Consider the following 19,678-nt stretch of genomic DNA (forward strand, 5'->3'; position numbering starts at 1 on the left):
GAAGCCCTCCCGCGCGCCTCCCTCGCCCGACCCCGATCCCCTGCAAGCCATACAGGACAAGGGTTTGCAGGCGACGCAAGTGCGATGTTGCACAAACACCACAGGCCCAAAACCCCCTTGGTTGAATCGAATATATTTACTTCTTAGGAAACGAGCCTTGTGGCACAATTCCCCAGCGAAGAGCCAGACATTGTTCGAAGTGGAGCATCCACCACCTCGAGAATGTTATACTCCGAAGAATGTATGACTTGTTTTCGTCCATTTGCTCGCAGTAACCCTGCGGTGATCTCATCCTGAGAGGAGAAATATGAAAAAATTTGCCAAGCTCGCGCTCGTTGCAGCTACCGCAGTAATGGCTGCATCCGCTCAAGCCCAGTCCGTCCCCTACGAAAAGAAGGCAGTGAACGATAACTGGGGCAACGGTACGAGCGAGTACGTGTGGAAGAATGGCACGAACGAGCTCTGCTGGCGCGACAGCTCCTGGACCCCGGCAACGGCCAATGCCCTGTGCGATGGCGCACTGGCTCCGGCTGCTGCACCGGCTCCGGCCCCGACCCCGGTGGCACCGCCGGTTGTGTCGAGCGAGAAGGTCACTTTCGCTGCTGACACGCTGTTCGATTTCGACAAGGCTGTTCTGAAGCCCGAAGGCAAGGCCAAGCTGGACGACCTGGTCTCGAAGCTGCAAGGCATCACGCTGGAAGTCATCATCGCCGTTGGCCACACCGACTCGTTCGGTTCGGACAAGTACAACGATCGCCTGTCGATCCGTCGCGCTGAATCGGTCAAGGCTTACCTGGTGAGCAAGGGCGTTGAAGCCAACCGCGTGTACACCGAAGGCAAGGGCAAGCGTCAGCTGAAGGTTGATCCGAAGTCGTGCAAGGGCAACCGCACTGCTCAGATCGCCTGCCAGCAGCCGAACCGTCGCGTGGAAGTCGAAGTGGTCGGCACCCGCAGCGCACGTTAATCGGATCCTCTCCGATGAAGAAAAGCCCAGCGCAAGCTGGGCTTTTTTTTCGCCTTGATGGACCGGCCTGATACCGAAGTATTCTGGCCTGCACCCCGATTCGGCGCGGCGCGGATTTTTTGGTAAAGTTGCCGCAGCCTTCTCATGAGACCCGCCGCATCACGCGGCCGCAATGCATGCCGCAATCGACCACCCTGAACTCCCCACCCCTGTCCGGCCGCAATGCCGATCCGAAAGAGATCGACAAGTTCAGCGAGCTGGCGCACCGCTGGTGGGACCCGAACAGTGAATTCAAGCCGCTGCACGATCTGAACCCGCTTCGCCTTGGCTGGATCGACGGCATTGCACGCCTGTCGGGCAAGCAGGTCATCGACGTGGGCTGCGGTGGTGGCATCCTGTCCGAAAGCATGGCGCGCACCGGTGCCACGGTGCGCGGCATCGACCTGTCCACCAAGGCACTGAAAGTAGCGGACCTGCATAGCCTGGAGTCCGGTGTAGCGGTCACCTACGAGGAGATCGCCGTCGAAGACCTGGCCGCGCGTGCGCCGGCCAGCGTCGATGTGGTGACCTGCATGGAAATGCTCGAGCACGTACCCGATCCGCAGTCGATCGTGCGCGCTTGCACGACCCTGGTCAAACCGGGCGGACACGTCTTCTTCTCGACGATCAACCGCAACCTGAAGGCCTACCTGCTGGCCATCGTCGGCGCCGAGTACGTACTGAACATGCTGCCGCGCGGCACGCATGACTACGACAAATTCATCACGCCTTCCGAAATGGCGCGCTTCGCCCGCAATGTCGGCCTGGAGCTGATCGAGATGCGCGGCATGACCTACAACCCGCTGACGCAGATCTACGCGCTCGGCCGCGATACCGACGTCAACTATATGATGGCGTTTCGCAAGGTGGCTTGAACCATGGCAACATTCGACGCAGTTTTCTTTGACCTCGACGGCACGCTGGCGGACACCGCTCCCGACCTCGCGGCGGCGGCCAACCGGCTTGTCGTGGAACATGGCCTGGCCCCGGTTGCCTACGAGAAGCTTCGCCCGGTGGCCTCGCACGGCGCGCGCGGGCTGATTGGCGCCGCCTTCGGCAAGCGCCCCGAAGATCCCGAGTTTCCGGCGCTGCGCGACACCTTCCTCGAATACTACGAAGCCGATATTGCCGTGCATACGCGGCTGTTCGAGGGTATGGACACCGTGCTGGCCAAGCTCGAAGCCAATGGTATCCGCTGGGGTATCGTCACCAACAAGATCGCCCGCTTCACGGTGCCGCTGGTCAAGGCAATTGGCCTGGCACCGCGCGCATCCGCCGTGGTCAGCGGAGATACCACGCCGCATGCCAAACCCCACCCTGCCCCGCTGCTGCATGCGGCCCAGGTAAGCGGCGTGGCGCCAGCCCGCTGCCTTTATGTGGGCGATGACCTGCGCGACATACAGGCCGGCAAGGCCGCGGGCATGGCCACCGTATCGGCCGCCTATGGCTATTGCGGCGAGGACGAGCCTCCTGAAACCTGGGGCGCCGACTATCTGATCCGCCACCCGTCCGAACTGCTTGCATTGCTCGACTGAGCCACCATCTGCAAGACACGGAACCGATTCGCGCCATCGGCGTCGAAACGGAGTACAATCCGGTTTCTTTCGCGTTTGACTACGCACATTGGGGCCGACCTGGTTTCGACGTGGGTTGCAAAGCAGTGGAGGGCATACCGAGGACCCGTCACCTCGTTAATCAATGGGAATGCAATAACTGCTAACGACGAACGTTACGCACTGGCTGCCTAAGGGCTAGCCGTCCTCGCACTGGCTCGCTGACGGGCTAGGGTTCGCAAGAACCAGCGAGGTCATTTACGTCAGATAAGCTGCGGGAGTGTCACGGGCCCGTGGACGAAAACCTAGTGACTCGCCGTCGTAGAGCGTGTTCGTCCGCGATGCGCCGGTTAAATCAAATGACAGAACTAAGTATGTAGAACTCTCTGTGGAGGGCTTGCGGACGCGGGTTCGATTCCCGCCGGCTCCACCAATATTCAGTCCGACGACACTGGCAGCATCTGGAAACCCGCGATAGCGCAAGCTTCGCGGGTTTTTTGTTGCTTTACGTGACCGTCATCGTCCCTGGCCACGAACTGATGCATGATGTGAGACATCATGGATGTTGAGCGAGGGGAGGTGCGAGGAATGGGCATCGCAGTCATGCTGGCAGCTGTACTGGCCTTCTGGAAGTTTGTAAGCCGCCGTGCAGCACTCATCCTGATGGCATTCCTGGCCTTCGGGCTCCTGGCGTACTCGACCAACCCTGACCGGGGTCATTGCGGTGACAAGGCGTGGTTCTGCGCCATCGTGGCAGACAAGGAACCCGAGCCTGCAGTGCCGGAGCCGTGCCCCCCTGAAGAGCCGATCGCAGCCGATGCGCGAATCTTCGAGAGCGATGCAGCGAACGCCGAAGTCCATCGCCAGATCGCTGCCGGCACCTGCCAGCAAACCGCGATCAACCGGGTTGCGCACGGCTGGAAAGCACCGTTCGACCCGGCGTACCAGGCAGCGCAGCGTAAAGCCGACTGACGTGGGAACGATGACGCCGTTGCGGCGTCATCTGCCTTGCAGTCAGTGCACCACGGCGCCATCCGCCGACATGCCCTCCAGGCGCGCGGCATAGAATCGGTCGACCGGCAAACTGACGCCAAGATGTCCGAACAGGCGCTTCGCGTGATCCACCGATCCGACCATCCCCGGCATCCACAACCTCTGCAGGCGCACCTGTGGCTCGCCCGAGTATTCCGCGAACGTATCGACCCCGAACTCCTGGATGGCTTTGAACAGCACCAGGCCTACCAGGTACATGTCGCCGGTATCGAGCGCGATTTCTGCCTGGGCAGTCCAGCGCGCAGCGCGATCTTCAATTTTTTCCGCCTCGGCGAACCGCTCCGTCATGGTCGGCATGAAAGCGTCCCCGGGCGGGAGAAAGGTAAGACTCATCTGACGGCTCCTATCCCCGTATCCGAACAATGACGGCATTTTTCGCCGAAAACTGTAGCAATCGGAAGCAAATGGCATCGATCTTGACGGCTTCCGGCGAAAAAACAACACTTAGCGAATCACACGCCACAAAGCCGGCGTCACCGCAGGGGTCCATCCTGCACCGCGCCATGCGGTATGGCGCTGCAGGCAAACGTAGCGCTTGCCCTGATAGGTGACGGCCTGGCCGGTTTCATAGCTCGGGCCTTCACGCCATGTGTCGAGGGCCTTGCCATCGGGCTGGCCGGTAGCACCACTGCTGCCGCTTCCGCCCGATCGTCCGCTGGCGCTGGGCGCCTCCTTGTCGATTTCGAACCGATAGCCTGGATAGGCCTTGCTGAGATAGACCCGATTGGCCGTGGCCGAGCTCAGGGGGACGATGTTCGCCGCGCCATTGCGTGCCTGCAGTTCGCCAATGCGGAAGATCTGCGATTCGGCGTTGACCTTCTGCGCCAGCTGATAGGCCCACACGCTCGCCTTGGCATTGGCTGCGGTAATCGCCAGCACCTGCTTGCCGGCATCGCGACCGGAGGCATCCATCGCGCGGAACGTGAGTTTGGTACCTGTCACAAGATCGCCCATTGCCGACACCGCACCCTGGTCTTCCCAGCCAATGTCGCGAACCGGCTGGCCGTCGCCTGGGAACTTGACGTCGGCACAAGCGTAGAACGCTTCCGGGCTATCGGCACGTTGCCAGATGCTATAGATGATGTGGCTGCCCTTCTTGCCTTGCGGCAAGCGCACGTTCATCTGGTAGCGACCATTGTCACGCACCGCCTGCGCTCCGGTGACCGTGGCAAATTCCTCAAGATCGCTCCAGCGCAATGGCACGCCGGGATCCCAGTCATCGCGAGTGATGTAGTACTTGAAATACTGGGTGGCATGCGCAGCCGAGGCGCGCCACGCAAATGCATAGTCACCGCCCGCGGTCGGCACGATCGAGGTTTGCGGCCAGTCGAGGCGGGCCAGGTCAAGGCCACGGAAGCTGGCCGATCCACCCGAGCACAACTCTCCATCGGCCACGACCGCACGATGATTGCCTGCGGCATTGCCCTGGCGTACGCCGTTCCAGTCATAGAATTGCTGTGCGCCACCAACAGCCCTGGCAGCTTGGCACGCGCCCGACTTCGGTTGTTGTGCGCCCTCGTTATAGCAGTTCAGCACGCGACTGACCGGCAGTTCCATCGTGCCATGCGCCTGTGCCGCCAATGGCGTCGCAGCGGCAGCGAGTGCCAGCCATGCGCCTGGGATCGCTTTTAAAGACATAGTGTTTCCTTCATGTGTTGAGATAGGTCTCATCGCCATTCATTGAAATGGCGGCGCGATTTGAACCGCTGCGACACGATCAGGAAATCAGAGATCTCTCAAAAGATCAGTTGCCTTGCCGGCGCTCATACCGGTAAGGAAAAGAGGACGCCAAGACGTGACCTGGCGGCCCCTTCATTTCATTGTGGTCAGCGAACGGCGTGCCAGAGCGCCGGCGCGGCGACAGGATTCCAGCCGGCGCCACGCCATGCGGTATGACGCTGCAGACAGCGGTACTGCTGCCCCCTGTACATCACAACATGATCTATTTCATAGGTCTTTCCCTCAAGCCACACGTTGGCGGCATCCGGCAATTCGGTTTCCTTGTCGATCTCGAATTGGTAGCCGACATTGTTCTTGCTGACGTAGACACGGTTCCTGTTCGCCGCTGCCTGCGGCACGACGCTGGCCACTGCACCGTTCGCCTGTAGCTTGCCAATCCGGAAGAAGTGCGACTCGGCATTGACCTTCTGCGCCAGTTCGTATGACCATGCATCGGCCTCGGCATTGGCTGCGGCGATCTCCAGCACATGCTTCGCCACGTCGCGCGCGTCTGTATCCATGACACGGAATGTGAGCCGCGTGCCGACCGCCAGCTTGCCAACGGCGCCGACCGAACCCTGGTCTTCCCAACTGGCTGGCGACACCGGCAGGCCATCTTCGGGAAACGCAACGTCGGCGCATGCATAGAACGCCTCCGGGCTATCACCGCGCTGCCACACACTGAAAATCAGATGATTGCCTGCTCTTCGCTGCGGTAGCTGCACGGTCATGCGATAGCGGCCCCCGGCTTCATTCGCGGCCGAACCTGGTACCGTGGCGAACAATTCGAGGTCGCTCCAGCGTAACGGCGTGTCGGGACGCCATCCATCGCGCGTGATGTAGTACTTGAAGTATTGCGTGGCATGGCGGGTCGAGGCGCGCCACACAAACGTGTAGGCGCGATCCGGCGTCGGTGCAATAAAGGTCCGCGGCCAGTCCGCTCGCGCCAGATCGAGGCCGCGGAAATTCGCGGAGCCTGCGGAGCAGAGCTTTCCGTCCGGCACGAGGTTGCGGTGGTTACCGGCTGCATTGCCGATCCGCACACCATTCCAGTCATGGACCTGCTGGATACCGCCGGCTGCCCTGGCAGCCTGACATGCCGCCGACCGTGGCAAGTCGGCACTCTCGGCATGGCAGGTCAGTGCACGGCTGGCCGGCAGTTCCAGCGTACCGTGTGCCGATGCGCGTAGTGGCAAAGCTGCCGCAGTCACAACTGCCAGCCCGGCGAGCGAGATTGCTTTCAATGACATATCGATTTCCTTGACGTGTTGTAGTAGCTCTCTTCGCGCCATTCCATTTGTTGCAATGGCGGCACGAGTTCAACCGTTCTGACACCATCAGGCAATCGGATCCATCCGAAAGATTGCAATGCACGGACCGCTATCAGGACTATGCGACCCAATCCATGCAGGTAGCCGGGCTGGTCGGGGCTACAATAGGGTGTCGCTGCTCACTGCCCTGTCCCCATGTCCGACCATCCTCGTTTCACCATCAACCGCTCCGTGGTCATCCTGATGCCCGAGCAACCATTTCTGGACTGGATCAAGGCCGTGGATCCGGAGCCGGTTCCCTCGCTCTCGCTCGATCGCGTACGCGATGACGCCAGCGTATTCCTGCTCCCGGGTGAAGTGGCCGAGAGTGACGAAGATGCATTGCGCTGGGTGGAAAAGCGCTGGCGCTACTTCTTCGAATTTCTGCTCGGTGAGTGGTTCGACATTTCCCTATGGCCCGAGAAGCTGACCTTGGCGATGTTTCGCGAATGGTTCACACCCCGCCTCCATTCGATGGTCTGGGACATGGCCCCGGAGGCTCCCATCGAACACGAGGATTGGGACGAGGGCGACGACGATGAAGAGTCCCCTACTCTTCTTCACTAAGTACGCATCCGGCAAAGAAAACGGCACGCCTTGGCGTGCCGTTTTTTCATGCTGCTCCGTGGTTCACGTTCTTCAAAGGAACCGGTCCAGAATCTTCCGACTTGGTTTGTCCAGCGCAAGCTGGTCGCGGATCAGGTAATGAATGCCGTGGCTGTCCGAGATCAGCAGCGTGTTACCGGTGAGCCGGCGAATATCCTCCTCGCCGCGCAGCACCAGTTCGGTCCGGCCACGGTCGGTCTGCACGGTCCAGACACTCGGCGTGGCATATGTGGATACGCTATCGATTGCGCGGATCTCCGGCATGAACTCGCGGCCGGCCAGTTCTGCGTCGATCAGCGCTCGCGTTGGCGCAGGCAGGCCGTCTAGACGCGGAATCCAGGCAAGCTCGCGCCCGTCCGTGCTCATCATGCCCACGCCATCGTCGGCGGCGGAAATCGGGAATGCACGCACGGGCACCACGCCTTCATGCCGCGTGCCATCCGCCGTCGTCAGCACGAGTTTGCCGAGGCTGTTGCGGCTCAGGGTGAAATCAGGCGTCTGCATGGTGGTTTGTTCAAGAGAATGATTACTGCGCACTGACCGGCTCCGCGGTTTGCACCCGATCGCCATCGCTGGCTTCTTCGGCTTCGGCATCGACATTGCGCGCCTGTGCCTGGTACAGCTTGTAGTAGGCACCTTCACGCGCGAGCAGTTCGTCGTGGTTGCCCACTTCCACAATCTGGCCGCGATCCATCACCACCAGGCGATCGGCCTTGCGCAGCGTCGACAAACGGTGCGCGATGGCAATCGTGGTACGGCCCTGCACCAGGTTGTCGAGCGCCTTCTGGATTTCCTTCTCCGTGGTGGTATCCACCGACGAGGTCGCCTCATCCATGATCAGGATGCGCGGATCGATCAGCAGCGCACGCGCAATCGAAATCCGCTGCCGCTCACCGCCCGACAGCGCCTGGCCACGTTCGCCCACCAGCGAATCATAGCCATGCGGCAGGCGCAGGATGAACTCGTGCGCGTGCGCCGCGCGTGCCGCGGCGACGATTTCCTCGCGCGTTGCATCGGGCTTGCCGTAGGCAATGTTGTCGGCGATCGTGCCGAAGAACAGGAACGGCTCCTGCAGCACCAGGCCGATATTGCGGCGGAACTCCGATACCGGCAGCGAACGGATATCCACGCCGTCCACACGAATCGCACCTTCGGACACATCGTAGAAACGGCAGATCAGGTTCACCAGCGTGCTCTTGCCCGAGCCGCTGTGCCCCACCAGTCCAATCATCTCGCCCGGCTTGATGGTCAGGTTCAGGCCGCGGATCACGGCGCGATTGCCGTAGCGGAACCCGAGGTCGCGCAACTCGATGGCGCCTTGAACGTTGTCGATATGCACCGGCTTCCGCGGTTCGGGCACGCTCGATACGTGATCGAGAATGTCGAAGATCCGCTTGGCGCCGGCGGCGGCCTTCTGCGTGACCGACACGATGCGGCTCATCGAATCGAGCCGCGTGTAGAAGCGGCTGATATAGGTCAGGAACGCCACCAGCACGCCCACCGTGATCGCGTTGTGGCTGACCTGCCAGATGCCGAAGATCCACACCACCAGCAGGCCCACTTCGGTCAGCAGCGTCACGGTTGGCGTGAACAGCGACCACACGGCGTTCACGCGGTCGTTGATCAGCAGGTTATGCCGGTTGGCATCGCGGAAACGGGCCACTTCACGCTTTTCCTGCGCAAAAGCCTTGACCACGCGGATGCCGGGAATGGTATCGGCCAGCACGTTGGTGATCTCCGACCAGATCCGGTCGATCTTCTCGAAGCCGTGGCGCAAACGGTCGCGCACCAGATGGATCATCCAGGCGATGAACGGAAGCGGCACCAGCGTGACCAGTGCCAGCCACGGGTTGATAGAGATCAGGATGATCGCGGTCATGGCGATCATCAGCACATCGGTGGCGAAGTCGAGCAGATGCAGGGACAGGAACACGCTGATCCGGTCGCTTTCCGAGCCGATCCGAGCCATCAGGTCACCGGTGCGCTTGCCGCCGAAGTATTCGAGCGACAGTTTGAGCAGGTGCTCGTATGTGGTGGTACGCAGGTCGGCACTGATGCGCTCCGAGACGCGCGCCAGCAGGTAGGTGCGCGCCCAGCCCAGCCCCCAGGCCACCAGCGCGGCACCCAGCAGACCGGCCAGGTAGAGCTTGACCAGGTCATGGTCGATGGGCACGCCGTTCTGGTACGGAATCAGCACCTTGTCCATCAGCGGCATGGTCAGGTACGGCGGCACCAGCGTGGCGGCGGTACCAAGCAGCAGCAGGACAAACCCCGCCAGCAGCTCCCAGCGGTACGGCCGGGCGAAGCGCCACAGCCGCAGCAACGCCCATGTGGACGGCGGCGTTTCGAGCTCGCGGCTGCATTGCGGGCATTGCTCCTCGCCGGGCGGGATCGGTGCCTTGCAGGTCGGGCAGATGTCGGCCTCGGTCTGGGCGGCATGCCCCGTCGCCAGCACGTCGCGCTGGCTTTCGAACTGGTCGGCCAGCCGCAATGCGTCTGGATTGTAACCAAGCGTATAACGCCAGTTGGCCAGGCGGCTCTGGCCATCGGCCAGTTCCAGCGTACCCACGCCGGCGTGGTCGCCATGGGACAGCGTCAGGCCCGGGGCAATCTCCCAATGGCGCAGGTCTTTTTCACCGGGAAAGCGAGAGATCAGACGACGATCCGTCACAACCAGCCACCCTTGGGTAAAATGCAGCCTTGCGTCCAGGTCCAGCTGCAGCCCGGCCAGGACGGTTTCACCTGGCAGGAGGCTGGTGCCGAGTTCGGCAACCCAGGGACCTTGCGAGCCGGGGTGGATGGAAGCAGACGGGGAGGACTGGGTCATTGTTGGCGCGATAATCGGTAAAACGAGCGGTAAGACAATTGGTAAGACAAGCCGCAAAAGCGCGTCCGCAGGCCCCAAAACGGATCGAAAACGGACATAACTTGAAACAATTTAAGCGGTTCGCCGTCTGGCGGCCCGCAATTTTGCCCGCAAGTATACATAACGCAAAACAAGCGGGGCGCCTGGTGCGCTGCACAACGAGTGGTAGTCTCAAAATGGGTACCAAGGGTCAACCCTGAGGCTACTGTAACGTTACTGAAAGGTTAGGCTTCCATTTCTCGGGCACTCGCCCACTGCCTCAAGCTAAATCGATGAAAAAGAAGGACATTGAGATTTTCGATGTCATGTCGCTGCGCGGCCCGAATATGTGGACATATCGGCCAGTGCTGGAGGCATGGGTCGATATCGGCGAACTGGAGGATTTCCCCTCCAACAAGATTCCGGGCTTCTACGAGCGCCTGTCGGCATGGCTGCCGACGCTGATCGAGCACCGCTGCAGCCCCGGCGTGCGCGGGGGCTTCCTGATGCGCCTGAAGGAAGGCACCTGGCCGGGCCATATCCTGGAACACGTCACGCTTGAGCTGCAGAACCTGGCCGGCATGCCGGGCGGATTCGGCAAGGCGCGCGAGACCCCGGTACGCGGCGTCTACAAGGTAATCGTCCGTGCCTGGCACGAGCAGGTGACGCGCGCGGCGCTGTTCACCGCCCGCGACCTGGTCATGGCCGCGATCGAGGACCGTCCGTTCGACGTGCCCGCTGCCGTCGAGGCCCTGCGCGACCTGGTCGACGAACACTGCCTGGGCCCGAGCACGGCATGTATTGTCGATGCCGCCGATGATCGCGACATCCCGTCGATCCGCCTGTCCGACGGCAACCTTGTGCAGCTCGGCCATGGCGCGCGCCAACGCCGGATCTGGACCGCCGAGACCGACCGCACCAGCGCCATCGCCGAATCGATTTCGCGCGACAAGGACCTGACCAAGAGCCTGCTCGAATCGTGCGGCGTGCCGGTGCCGGAAGGCCGTATGGTCGAGAGCGCCGAAGACGCCTGGGATGCAGCCGAGAGCATCGGCGTGCCCGTGGTGGTCAAGCCCTACGATGGCAACCATGGCCGCGGCGTCTTCACCAACCTGATGACGCGCGAGGAAGTGGAAACCGCTTATGCGGTGGCCATCGACGAGGGCAACGGCGTGATCGTCGAACGCTTCATCCCTGGCAACGAACACCGCCTGCTGGTGGTGGGCGGCCGCCTGGTGGCCGCCGCGATGGGCGAGACCGCCTCGGTCGTCGGCGATGGCAAGCAGACCATCGATGAACTGATCGAATCGCAGATCAACTCCGATCCGCGCCGCGGCAGCACCGAGGATCATCCGCTGAACCGCGTCCGGCTCGATTCCGCCGCGCGCCTCGAGCTGAAGCGCCAGGGCTATGCCGACGGCACTGCCGTGCCGCCCGAGGGCCGTACGGTACTGATCCAGCGCAACGGTAACGTGGCGTTCGACGTCACCGACCGCGTGCACCCGAGCGTGGCAGCACACGCCGCGCTGGCCGCACGCGTGGTGGGTCTTGATATCGCCGGCGTGGACCTGGTTGCCGAAGACATCTCGCGTCCGCTGGCTGACCAGCGTGGCGCCGTGGTCGAGGTCAATGCCGGTCCGGGACTGCTGATGCATATCAAGCCTGCCGACGGCGAGCCGCGCCCGGTGGGTCGTGCCATCGTCGACCACCTGTTCCCGACCCGCAATGGCGTGGAAGACGACGGCCGCATTCCCGTGGTGGGCATCACCGGCACCAACGGCAAGACCGTGGTGGCCAAGCTCGTGGCCCGCCTGCTGCAACTGTCGGGCAAGCATACCGGCCTGGCCTGCAGCGACGGCCTGTTCCTGGACCGCCGTCAGGTGGAAAAGGGCGACCGTGGCGAAAAGGCCAGCTGGGATGCCGGTCATCGCATCCTGATGAACCGCGCGGTGGAAGCCGCCGTGTTCGAGAACGACAGCGGCATGATCCTGTCGCAAGGCCTGCCCTACGATCGTTGCCAGGTTGGCGTGGTCACCAACTTCGGCCAGCCCGACCACCTCGGCGACTACTACGTCGAGGATGAGGACCGCATGTACAACGTGCTGCGCACCCAGGTCGACGTAGTGCTCAAGAATGGCGCCGCGGTGCTCAACGCCGCCGACGCCCGGCTGGTCGAAATGGCCGAACTGTGCGATGGCGACGTGATCTTCTTCGGCCTGTCCGCCGACTTGCCGGCGATTACCGAACATCGTGCGGCCGGCAAGCGCGCCGTGTTCGTGCGCGACGGCAAGGTCGTGATGGCCACCGGCCATAGCGAGACCGCCCTGACCGACGTCTCGGCGATCCCGTTGACCTACGCTGGCCGCGTTGCGTTCCAGATCGAGAACGTGCTGGCCGCCGTGGCCACGGGCTGGGCACTCGGCATCTCGAATGACCTGATTCGCGCCGGCATCGTGACGTTCGACGTCGGCCAGGTGGATGTGCCGGGCCGCTTCACGATGTTCGAGCGCCAGGGTGCCACGGTAGTCGTCGACGACGCGCACAACGCCCCGGCAATCGAGGCGCTGGCCGCCGCACTGGACCGCTTCCCGGCCGAGCGCCGCATGCTCGTCTTCGGCGCCGGCGTACAGCGCCGCGATGAAGACCTGGTGCAGCAGGGCAAGGTCATTGGCAAGGCCTTCGACCGCGTGTTCCTGTGCGAGGACCATAGCGTGCGTCGAGACCTGCCCGATACCGAAGCGCGCGCGCAGATCAAGAAGGGCCTCTATGAAGGCCGCCGCGTGACCAAGATCATCGACGAAGGCTCACGCCGTGCCGCGGTGGAAGCCGCATTGTCGCAACTGGTGGCCGGCGACCTGCTGGTACTGCAGTGCGATGAAGGCTCGACTGAAAGCACCGTCGAACAGGTACACCAGTGGATGGGCCGCAGCGGACGCCGCGCGTAGTTCCGGAAGAACAACGGAAAAAAGATTCTATGGAAGTTTCTCGCATCCGGGCCCTGCGTGGCCCGAATCTCTGGTGCCGGCACACTGCGATCGAAGCCATCATCGCGTGTTCGGACCAATCCCACCTGCTGGCCGAGTTGCCCGGTTTCGAGGATCGGCTGCGCGCGCGCTTCCCGGGCATCGGCCCGATGCGTCCCGACGATGAAACCGGTTCGCTATCGATGGCCCACGCGCTCGAAGCTACCGCACTGGGCCTGCAGGCCGCGGCCGGTTGTCCGGTCACGTTTGGCTACACCGCGCCCACACTGGAACCGGGCACCTACCAGGTGGTGGTGCAATACAGTGAAGAGGAAGTAGGCCGCCTGGCCTTCGAACTGGCCGAGCGCCTGTGCCTGGCCGCACGCGACGACCAGCCGTTCGACCTCGACGATGCGCTGCACCGCTTGCGCGATCTCGATGAAGACGTGCGCCTGGGACCGAGTACCGGTTCGATCGTCTACGCCGCCGTGGCGCGTGGCATTCCGTATCGTCGCCTGACGCAGGGCTCGATGGTCCAGTTCGGCTGGGGCAGCAAGCAGCGACGCATCCAGGCCGCGGAAACCGACATGACCAGTGCGGTATCCGAATCGATCGCACAGGACAAGGAACTGACCAAGGCCTTGCTGCACGCAGCAGGCGTGCCGGTGCCGATGGGCCGCTCCGTGGACAGCGCCGAGGAAGCCTGGGCCGCCGCGCAGGAAATCAACGGCCCGGTCGTGGTGAAGCCGCGCGACGGCAACCAGGGCAAGGGCGTGGCCGTGCGCATCCGTACGCGCGAGGAAGTGATGACGGCCTACGAGGTAGCGTCCGACATTTCTTCCGACGTGATCGTCGAGCGTTATATCCCGGGTCACGACTTCCGCCTGCTGGTGGTGGGCAAGCATCTGGTGGCCGCGGCACGCCGCGATCCGCCGCAGGTGATTGGCGACGGTTCGCACACGGTGCGCCAACTCGTGGAGGAAGTGAACCGCGATCCGCGCCGTGGCGAAGGCCATGCCACATCGCTGACGAAGATCCGCTTCGACGACATCGCGCTGGCCACGCTGGCCAAGCAGGGCCTGAGCGCCGACGCGGTGCCGGCCAAGGGCACGCGCGTGGTACTGCGCAATAACGCGAACCTGTCCACCGGCGGCAGTGCTACCGACGTCACCGACGATGTCCACCCCGACATCGCCGCGCGCGCCGTGGCCGCCGCACAGATGGTTGGCCTCGACATCTGCGGCGTCGATGCCGTTTGCGAGACCATGCTCAAGCCGTTCGAGGAACAGGCCGGCGGCATTGTCGAAGTGAACGCCGCACCGGGCCTGCGCATGCACCTGCAGCCGTCATACGGCAAGGGTCGCGCGGTTGGTGAAGCCATTATCTCGACGATGTTCACCGATGGCGACGACGGCCGCATTCCCGTGGTGGCCGTGTCGGGCACCAATGGCAAGACCACTACGGTTCGCCTGATCACGCATATCCTGGCGTCGAACGGCCTGCGCATGGGCATGACCGGCACCGATGGCGTGTACATCCAGGGTCAGCGCATCGACACCGGCGACTGCAGCGGTCCGCGTAGCGCACGCAATGTCCTGCTGCACCCGGACGTGGATGCCGCCGTGTTCGAAACGGCGCGTGGCGGGCTGCTGCGCGAAGGCCTGGCGTTCGACCGCTGCGACGTGGCCGTGGTGACCAATGTCGGCGAAGGCGACCACCTCGGGCTGTCGTACATCAGCACCGTCGAGGACCTGGCCGTGCTCAAGAGCGTGATCGTGCAGAACGTCGCGCCGCATGGCATGGCCGTGCTGAACGCCGCCGACCCGATGGTCGCGCGCATGGCCGACGCGTGCCCCGGCTCGGTCACGTTCTTCGCGCACGATGCCGGTCTGCCGACCATGGCGCTGCATCGCGCCCAGGGCAAGCGCGTGGTGTTCGTCGAGGGTGACGAGATCGTTGCCACCGAAGGCGAAACCAGCGTGCGTTTTGCGCTGGCCGACATTCCGCTCACGCGCAATGGCTCGATCGGGTTCCAGGTCGAGAACGCGATGTCGTCGATCGCCGCCGCCTGGGCGCTCGGCATCGACTGGCCCGTGATCCGCCGCGCGCTGGCTACGTTCGTCAATGACGCCGCCACCGCGCCGGGTCGCTTCAACGTGTTCGACTACAACGGCGCCACGCTGATTGCGGACTACGGCCACAATCCCGATGCGATCCAGGCACTGTGCAACGCCGTTCAGGGCATGCCGTCGAACAAGCGCGTGGTGCTGATCAGCGGCGCCGGCGATCGCCGCGACGAGGACATCCGCAAGCAGACGCAGATCCTTGGCGGCGCATTCGACGAAGTACTGCTGTACCAGGACCAATGCCAGCGCGGCCGTGAAGATGGTGAAGTGCTGGCACTGCTGCGCGAAGGCCTGGTCGGTGCGCAACGCACGACCTACACCGAGGAAATCCGCGGCGAGTTCGTGGCCATCGACACCGCGCTGGCACGCCTGCAGCCCGGTGACTTGTGCCTGATCCTGATCGACCAGGTGGAAGAAGCACTGGACCACATCGCCAAGCGAATCGCAGGGAAGTAAGGCTCCTGCTGTTCGCCCCCCTCTCCCGCGGCGCGGGAGAGGGGTTGGGGGAGAGGGCAAGGCGCATCAAACCGCAACTTGTAGTGGCTTGAGCCGCTGGTCCTCTCCACTCTCCCTCTTTCCCGCTCTACCCTACCCTGTCCCCATACATTCAATGACGTCCCGGCAGTGACAGCCGGCGCTCCAGCATATGCTGCAGCACCGATAGCGCGGTGCTGAGCACCCAGTAGATCGCCGCGGCGGCCAGATACAGCGGCAACGGCTGATAGGTGGCCGCGATGATTTCCTGCGACGTGCGCAACAACTCCGTGACGGTAATCACCGAAACCAGCGAGGTGTCCTTGATCAGGCTGATCAGGCTGTTCGACAGGCTTGGCACCGACAGCCGCAACGCCTGCGGTCCCACCACGTAACGCAGCGTCTGTACCGGCGTCATGCCGAGGCTGTATGCCGCCAGCCACTGCCCGCGCGCAACGCCCTGGATGGCACCGCGCATGCTCTCCGACAGATATGCCCCGACGTTGAGGCTCAGCGTAAGCACGCCGGCCGGCGTGGGCTCCAGCGTAATGCCGATGCCCGGCAAACCGTAATACACCACGAAGATCTGCACCAGCAACGGCGTACCGCGCATGATGCTGACGTACACGCGCGCCAGCACTTTGAGAATCGGCTGATGGCTTATGCCCATCAGCGCCACCACAATGCCAATCAGCAGTCCGAACACCATGGACAACACGGCGAACTTCAGCGTGAGCAGCGTGCCCTGCAGCAATACGGGCAGCGAATCAATGACGAGCTGGAGGGCGGACATGGGAGGGGCTGAGGTCAGTCGGAAGCCGGCGGAAACCCGCGATGACGCGATCATACGTGATCAGGGCACCGGCATATGAATGGAATCTGTTTCTGGACGGAGGTGGTGACGATGTCGGATGAAAACGTGCTCTGGAGCGGTACGCTGGAAGAATATTTCCTGATGACCTGGGGGCCTAAGGAAATCTGGGGCAGGCAACCTGAAACGCCGGCCGAACCACTTCCCGAAGTACGCGCTATCGAGGTTGTCGAGATGGCGCGCAGAATGGGCATTGCCAAGAAAAAATTGATCCATGCCCTGGGATACTCACGTGGTGAACTGGTTCGTAAGGCAAAGGATGGAGCCTACCTGAACGAGAAGCAGAGTGAGTTGTTTCACGGACTGAAACGAATGATCCGGTTCGTCCATCGCTACTACCCTGAAAAGGCATACGATGCGACCTTCAACCCGGAGCGGTGGATGGGGCAATTTCTGCTTCGCCGGCACCACTGTCTTGGTGGCAGCTACGGCGCCGACTACATGAACACAGTCGAGCGCCAGGAGCACGTCGAGGATGCCCTCGTCGCCCCGATATTCGGACTCTACGTATGAAGACCGCCTGGAGGATCTCAAAGGAAGCTGAAGAATACGCTGCCGACGACTCGAGCGGAACGGGGGCGTCCCGGGATGGGGGACGCTGGAACCGCAAAGGCGTTCCCGTCACGTATTGCGCCGAGTCGATTTCCCTGGCCTGCCTTGAGACGCTGATCCGCCTTCGGCCGAATGATCTTTTGATGAATCGGTACCTGTCACGGGTCGATATCCCAGACGAATTGTGGTGCCAGGCAATCCATTTCTCCGAAGCGACTGCTCCCGTAGGATGGGATGCAGTGCCTCACGGGAAGACAAGTCTTGACCTTGGAGATCAATGGATTGCTGAGCTCCGCTCGGCAATCCTGATCGTCCCGTCATCGATCATTCCGGAAGAGCCGAACGTGCTGATCAATCCCAGTCATGCGGACGCGAAGAAAATCACTTTCAGGAAGATTCGCAAGTGGATCTATGACCCGCGCCTGCTTCGGCGACTGCTGTTTACTTAGCCGCCTTCGTCACGTCCGAACCGAACCATTTGTTGGACAGCTTGGTGAGCGTGCCGTCGCGGCGCAGGTCGTCGAGCGCCTTGTCGATCGCGGCGGCGAACTTGGGGTTGTCCTTGCGGAACGGAATCGCGACTTCGCTATTGGCGCCCGGCAGCACGGCACCTGGGCGCAGCGGCAGATTGGCCTGCTTGATCAGGTAGTTGACCATCAGGCGGTCATTGAGCGCGGCGTCCACGCGTTGTGCGGCGAGGTCTCGCAAGTATTCGGGCGCGCCGGGATAGGTCTTTACGTCGATGCCCGGCACCGACTTGGCCAGTTCGTTGTAGTTGCTGCCCAGGCTCACGCCAAGCTTGTGACCTTTCAATGCGTCGAGCGAAGCAAACTCGCGCTTGTCGTCCTTGCGCTGGATCAGTTGGGCGGCCGAGTAGACGTACGGCGTCGAGAAATCGAGCACCTGCTTGCGTTGCGGGGTCACCGAAACCTGATTGACGATGATGTCGAACTTGCCGGCCTGCAGGCCCGCGATGATCGCGCTCCATTCGGTGGTCACGAACTCGGGCTTGACGCCAAGCTTGCCCGCCACCGCGCGCGCCACGTCGACGTCGAAACCATCGAGCTCATTGTTCGCGCCGCGATATCCGAACGGAGGATAGGTTCCTTCCAGGCCAACCTTGAGCACGCCCGCCTGCTTCACGGTATCAAGCAGGTCGGCAGCATGTGCGGCAGTTGCGGCAGTTGCGGCAATACCGGTGGCGCCTGCCACCAGTGCGGTAGCCAGCAGGGATTTGAACCAACCCGATCGAATCGTTCGCATATGTTCTCCAGTGGGATGCGGTTTGATCGCCGGTTTCCCCTTTTGAGGGAATTCCGGCAACTCTATGAGCCTATAACGGGCATCACAGTACCGCAAACACTATCGACGACGAAATAACGATTCGATATGGCTATATAACTCGCAAGGCCGTTCACACTTGCTTGTTTTCGCTCCCCTCTCCCGCCGCAGGTGGGAGAGGGGTTGGGGGTGAGGGCAATGCGGTTCAAATTGCGACTTGTCAGCTTGCACCGCTGGCCCTCTCCCCCGACCCCTCTCCCGCTTTGCGGGAGAGGGGAGACAACCACTACCGCCCGCGCCGGCGGATTACTGGAACGCCTTGTCGTTCGGCGCGGCGAACAGTTGCTTCATTTCCGGCGACAGCGCGTAGTTCATATTGATATTGCGCGGCGGGATCGGTTGCAGGAACCACTTGGTGTACATCTTCTCTGCACGACCGCTCTTCTGGATGTCGGCCACCACGTCATCGACGAGCTTCTTGAACGATGCATCGTCCTTGCGGAACATGCAGGCGTAGTTCTCGGTCTGCAGCGGCGTGCCGACCACCACCCAGTCCGCGGCGTTCTTGGCCTTGGTGCGCTCGCCGTACAGCAACGGCTCGTCCATCACGAATGCCACGGCACGGCCCGACTCCAGGATCAGGAATGCCTGGCCGTGATCCTTGGCGCTGGTCAGGTTCATTTCCATGCCATCGCCATTCATCTTGACCAGTTGGCGCTCACCGGTGGTGCCGGCCGTGGTCACCACGTTCTTGCCCTTGAGCTGCGGGAAGTCCGTCACGCCCGAATCCTTCTTCGTCAGCATGCGGATACCGTAGATGAACAGGCTGTTCGAGAAGGACACCTGCTTCTGGCGTTCGGTGTTGTTGGTGGTGCTGCCGCACTCGATATCGATCGTGCCGTTCTGCATCAGCGGAATGCGGTTCTGCGACGTGATCGGCGTCAACTTGACCTGCAGGTTCGGCATGTTCAGCGTCGACTTCACCTTGTCGACGATCGCCAGCAGGTAGTCGTGCGAATAGCCCATTACCTCCTTGCCGTCCGAATACGAGAACGGAATCGACGATTCGCGATAGCCCAGCGAAATCACCCCGCTGTCCTTGATCTTCTTGAGCGTGTCGCCATCGGCGGCATGGGCGCCGGCCGCGGCGCTCACCAGCACGGCAGCAGCCAACAGGCGATGGATGGGGAATTGACGGACAGACAGTGACTTCATGCTTCGCTCCTTCAAGGGGCTTGGATTAATAGACAGACTTGAGGCAAATCTCACTACCAAACTTGTGACTTCACTTCCAGCACAACCCGTGTTGCATCGGCCCGGTC

17 protein-coding genes and 1 other RNA gene are annotated in these 19,678 nt (G+C 62.3%); 10 read left to right on the plus strand and 8 right to left on the minus strand.

Translation table 11 applies throughout. The annotated features are described in order from the left end of the window. Positions 1–307: 307 nt before the first annotated feature. The 5 genes from ompA (at position 308) to ACO550_RS13155 (ending at position 3,528) form a co-directional block, all read left to right on the plus strand. Complete coding sequence (gene ompA, locus ACO550_RS13135) at positions 308–964, plus strand: outer membrane protein OmpA (protein ID WP_066739225.1); 657 nt, start codon at positions 308–310, stop codon at positions 962–964. A 176-nt stretch (positions 965–1,140) separates the two neighbouring features. Beyond that, positions 1,141–1,878 (plus strand): bifunctional 2-polyprenyl-6-hydroxyphenol methylase/3-demethylubiquinol 3-O-methyltransferase UbiG, encoded by a 738-nt coding sequence (gene ubiG / locus ACO550_RS13140; protein ID WP_315592578.1) that lies wholly within the window; start codon positions 1,141–1,143, stop codon positions 1,876–1,878. 3 nt (positions 1,879–1,881) lie between these two features. Further along, positions 1,882–2,538: a phosphoglycolate phosphatase gene (gene gph / locus ACO550_RS13145; RefSeq protein ID WP_315592577.1), complete on the plus strand. Its 657-nt coding sequence runs from the start codon at positions 1,882–1,884 to the stop codon at positions 2,536–2,538. Positions 2,539–2,628: 90 nt separating this feature from the next. Further along, positions 2,629–2,989: a transfer-messenger RNA gene (gene ssrA / locus ACO550_RS13150) on the plus strand. Between the two features lie 155 nt (positions 2,990–3,144). After that, a complete protein-coding gene (locus tag ACO550_RS13155) occupies positions 3,145–3,528 on the plus strand; it encodes a hypothetical protein (RefSeq protein ID WP_315592576.1) in 384 nt (127 codons plus the stop codon). A gap of 42 nt (positions 3,529–3,570) precedes the next feature. Here ACO550_RS13155 and ACO550_RS13160 read toward each other — a convergent pair whose 3' ends face one another. From ACO550_RS13160 to ACO550_RS13170, 3 genes are all read right to left on the minus strand, one after another. After that, a complete protein-coding gene (locus ACO550_RS13160; protein ID WP_315592575.1) occupies positions 3,571–3,942 on the minus strand; it encodes a hypothetical protein in 372 nt (123 codons plus the stop codon). Between the two features lie 111 nt (positions 3,943–4,053). Continuing rightward, complete coding sequence (locus ACO550_RS13165) at positions 4,054–5,247, minus strand: lytic polysaccharide monooxygenase (protein WP_315592574.1); 1,194 nt, start codon at positions 5,245–5,247, stop codon at positions 4,054–4,056. A 188-nt stretch (positions 5,248–5,435) separates the two neighbouring features. Then, positions 5,436–6,578 carry a lytic polysaccharide monooxygenase gene (locus ACO550_RS13170; RefSeq protein WP_315592573.1) on the minus strand — a complete coding sequence of 381 codons (1,143 nt, stop codon included), beginning with the start codon at positions 6,576–6,578 and terminating at the stop codon, positions 5,436–5,438. A gap of 216 nt (positions 6,579–6,794) precedes the next feature. Here ACO550_RS13170 and ACO550_RS13175 point away from each other — a divergent pair, with 216 nt between their 5' ends. Next, positions 6,795–7,205 carry a hypothetical protein gene (locus tag ACO550_RS13175; protein WP_315592572.1) on the plus strand — a complete coding sequence of 137 codons (411 nt, stop codon included), beginning with the start codon at positions 6,795–6,797 and terminating at the stop codon, positions 7,203–7,205. 72 nt (positions 7,206–7,277) lie between these two features. Here ACO550_RS13175 and ACO550_RS13180 read toward each other — a convergent pair whose 3' ends face one another. Continuing rightward, a complete protein-coding gene (locus ACO550_RS13180; protein WP_315592571.1) occupies positions 7,278–7,748 on the minus strand; it encodes a cyanophycin metabolism-associated DUF1854 family protein in 471 nt (156 codons plus the stop codon). A gap of 22 nt (positions 7,749–7,770) precedes the next feature. Next, complete coding sequence (locus ACO550_RS13185; RefSeq protein WP_315592570.1) at positions 7,771–10,071, minus strand: cyanophycin metabolism-associated ABC transporter; 2,301 nt, start codon at positions 10,069–10,071, stop codon at positions 7,771–7,773. A 311-nt stretch (positions 10,072–10,382) separates the two neighbouring features. On the opposite strand from ACO550_RS13185, the gene cphA (ACO550_RS13190) reads away from it, so the two are divergent. Both cphA (ACO550_RS13190) and cphA (ACO550_RS13195) read left to right on the plus strand, forming a co-directional pair. Continuing rightward, positions 10,383–13,034, plus strand: coding sequence for a cyanophycin synthetase (gene cphA / locus ACO550_RS13190; protein WP_315592569.1), 2,652 nt, complete (start codon positions 10,383–10,385; stop codon positions 13,032–13,034). A gap of 29 nt (positions 13,035–13,063) precedes the next feature. Further along, the gene (gene cphA / locus ACO550_RS13195; RefSeq protein ID WP_315592568.1) at positions 13,064–15,634 is read left to right on the plus strand and encodes a cyanophycin synthetase; all 2,571 of its coding nucleotides are present in this window, start codon (positions 13,064–13,066) and stop codon (positions 15,632–15,634) included. 151 nt (positions 15,635–15,785) lie between these two features. Here the strand turns inward: cphA (ACO550_RS13195) and ACO550_RS13200 are convergent, their stop codons facing one another. Next, positions 15,786–16,445, minus strand: coding sequence for an ABC transporter permease subunit (locus ACO550_RS13200; protein WP_315592567.1), 660 nt, complete (start codon positions 16,443–16,445; stop codon positions 15,786–15,788). Positions 16,446–16,556: 111 nt separating this feature from the next. Between ACO550_RS13200 and ACO550_RS13205 the strand changes: the two genes are divergently transcribed. Together ACO550_RS13205 and ACO550_RS13210 are read left to right on the plus strand one after the other, a co-directional pair. Further along, complete coding sequence (locus ACO550_RS13205) at positions 16,557–17,036, plus strand: hypothetical protein (RefSeq protein ID WP_315592566.1); 480 nt, start codon at positions 16,557–16,559, stop codon at positions 17,034–17,036. Next, positions 17,033–17,524, plus strand: a complete 492-nt coding sequence (locus ACO550_RS13210) for an RES family NAD+ phosphorylase (RefSeq protein WP_315592565.1) — start codon at positions 17,033–17,035, stop codon at positions 17,522–17,524. Before ACO550_RS13205 ends, ACO550_RS13210 begins: the two co-directional genes overlap by 4 nt. Here the strand turns inward: ACO550_RS13210 and ACO550_RS13215 are convergent. Both ACO550_RS13215 and ACO550_RS13220 read right to left on the minus strand, forming a co-directional pair. Beyond that, positions 17,517–18,338 (minus strand): transporter substrate-binding domain-containing protein, encoded by an 822-nt coding sequence (locus ACO550_RS13215; RefSeq protein WP_315592564.1) that lies wholly within the window; start codon positions 18,336–18,338, stop codon positions 17,517–17,519. The two genes, ACO550_RS13210 and ACO550_RS13215, sit on opposite strands and share 8 nt — an antisense overlap. Positions 18,339–18,662: 324 nt before the next feature. Beyond that, positions 18,663–19,571 (minus strand): glutamate/aspartate ABC transporter substrate-binding protein, encoded by a 909-nt coding sequence (locus ACO550_RS13220; RefSeq protein ID WP_315592563.1) that lies wholly within the window; start codon positions 19,569–19,571, stop codon positions 18,663–18,665. Between the last annotated feature and the right edge of the window lie 107 nt (positions 19,572–19,678).

The organism is Cupriavidus sp. (genome assembly GCF_057315035.1).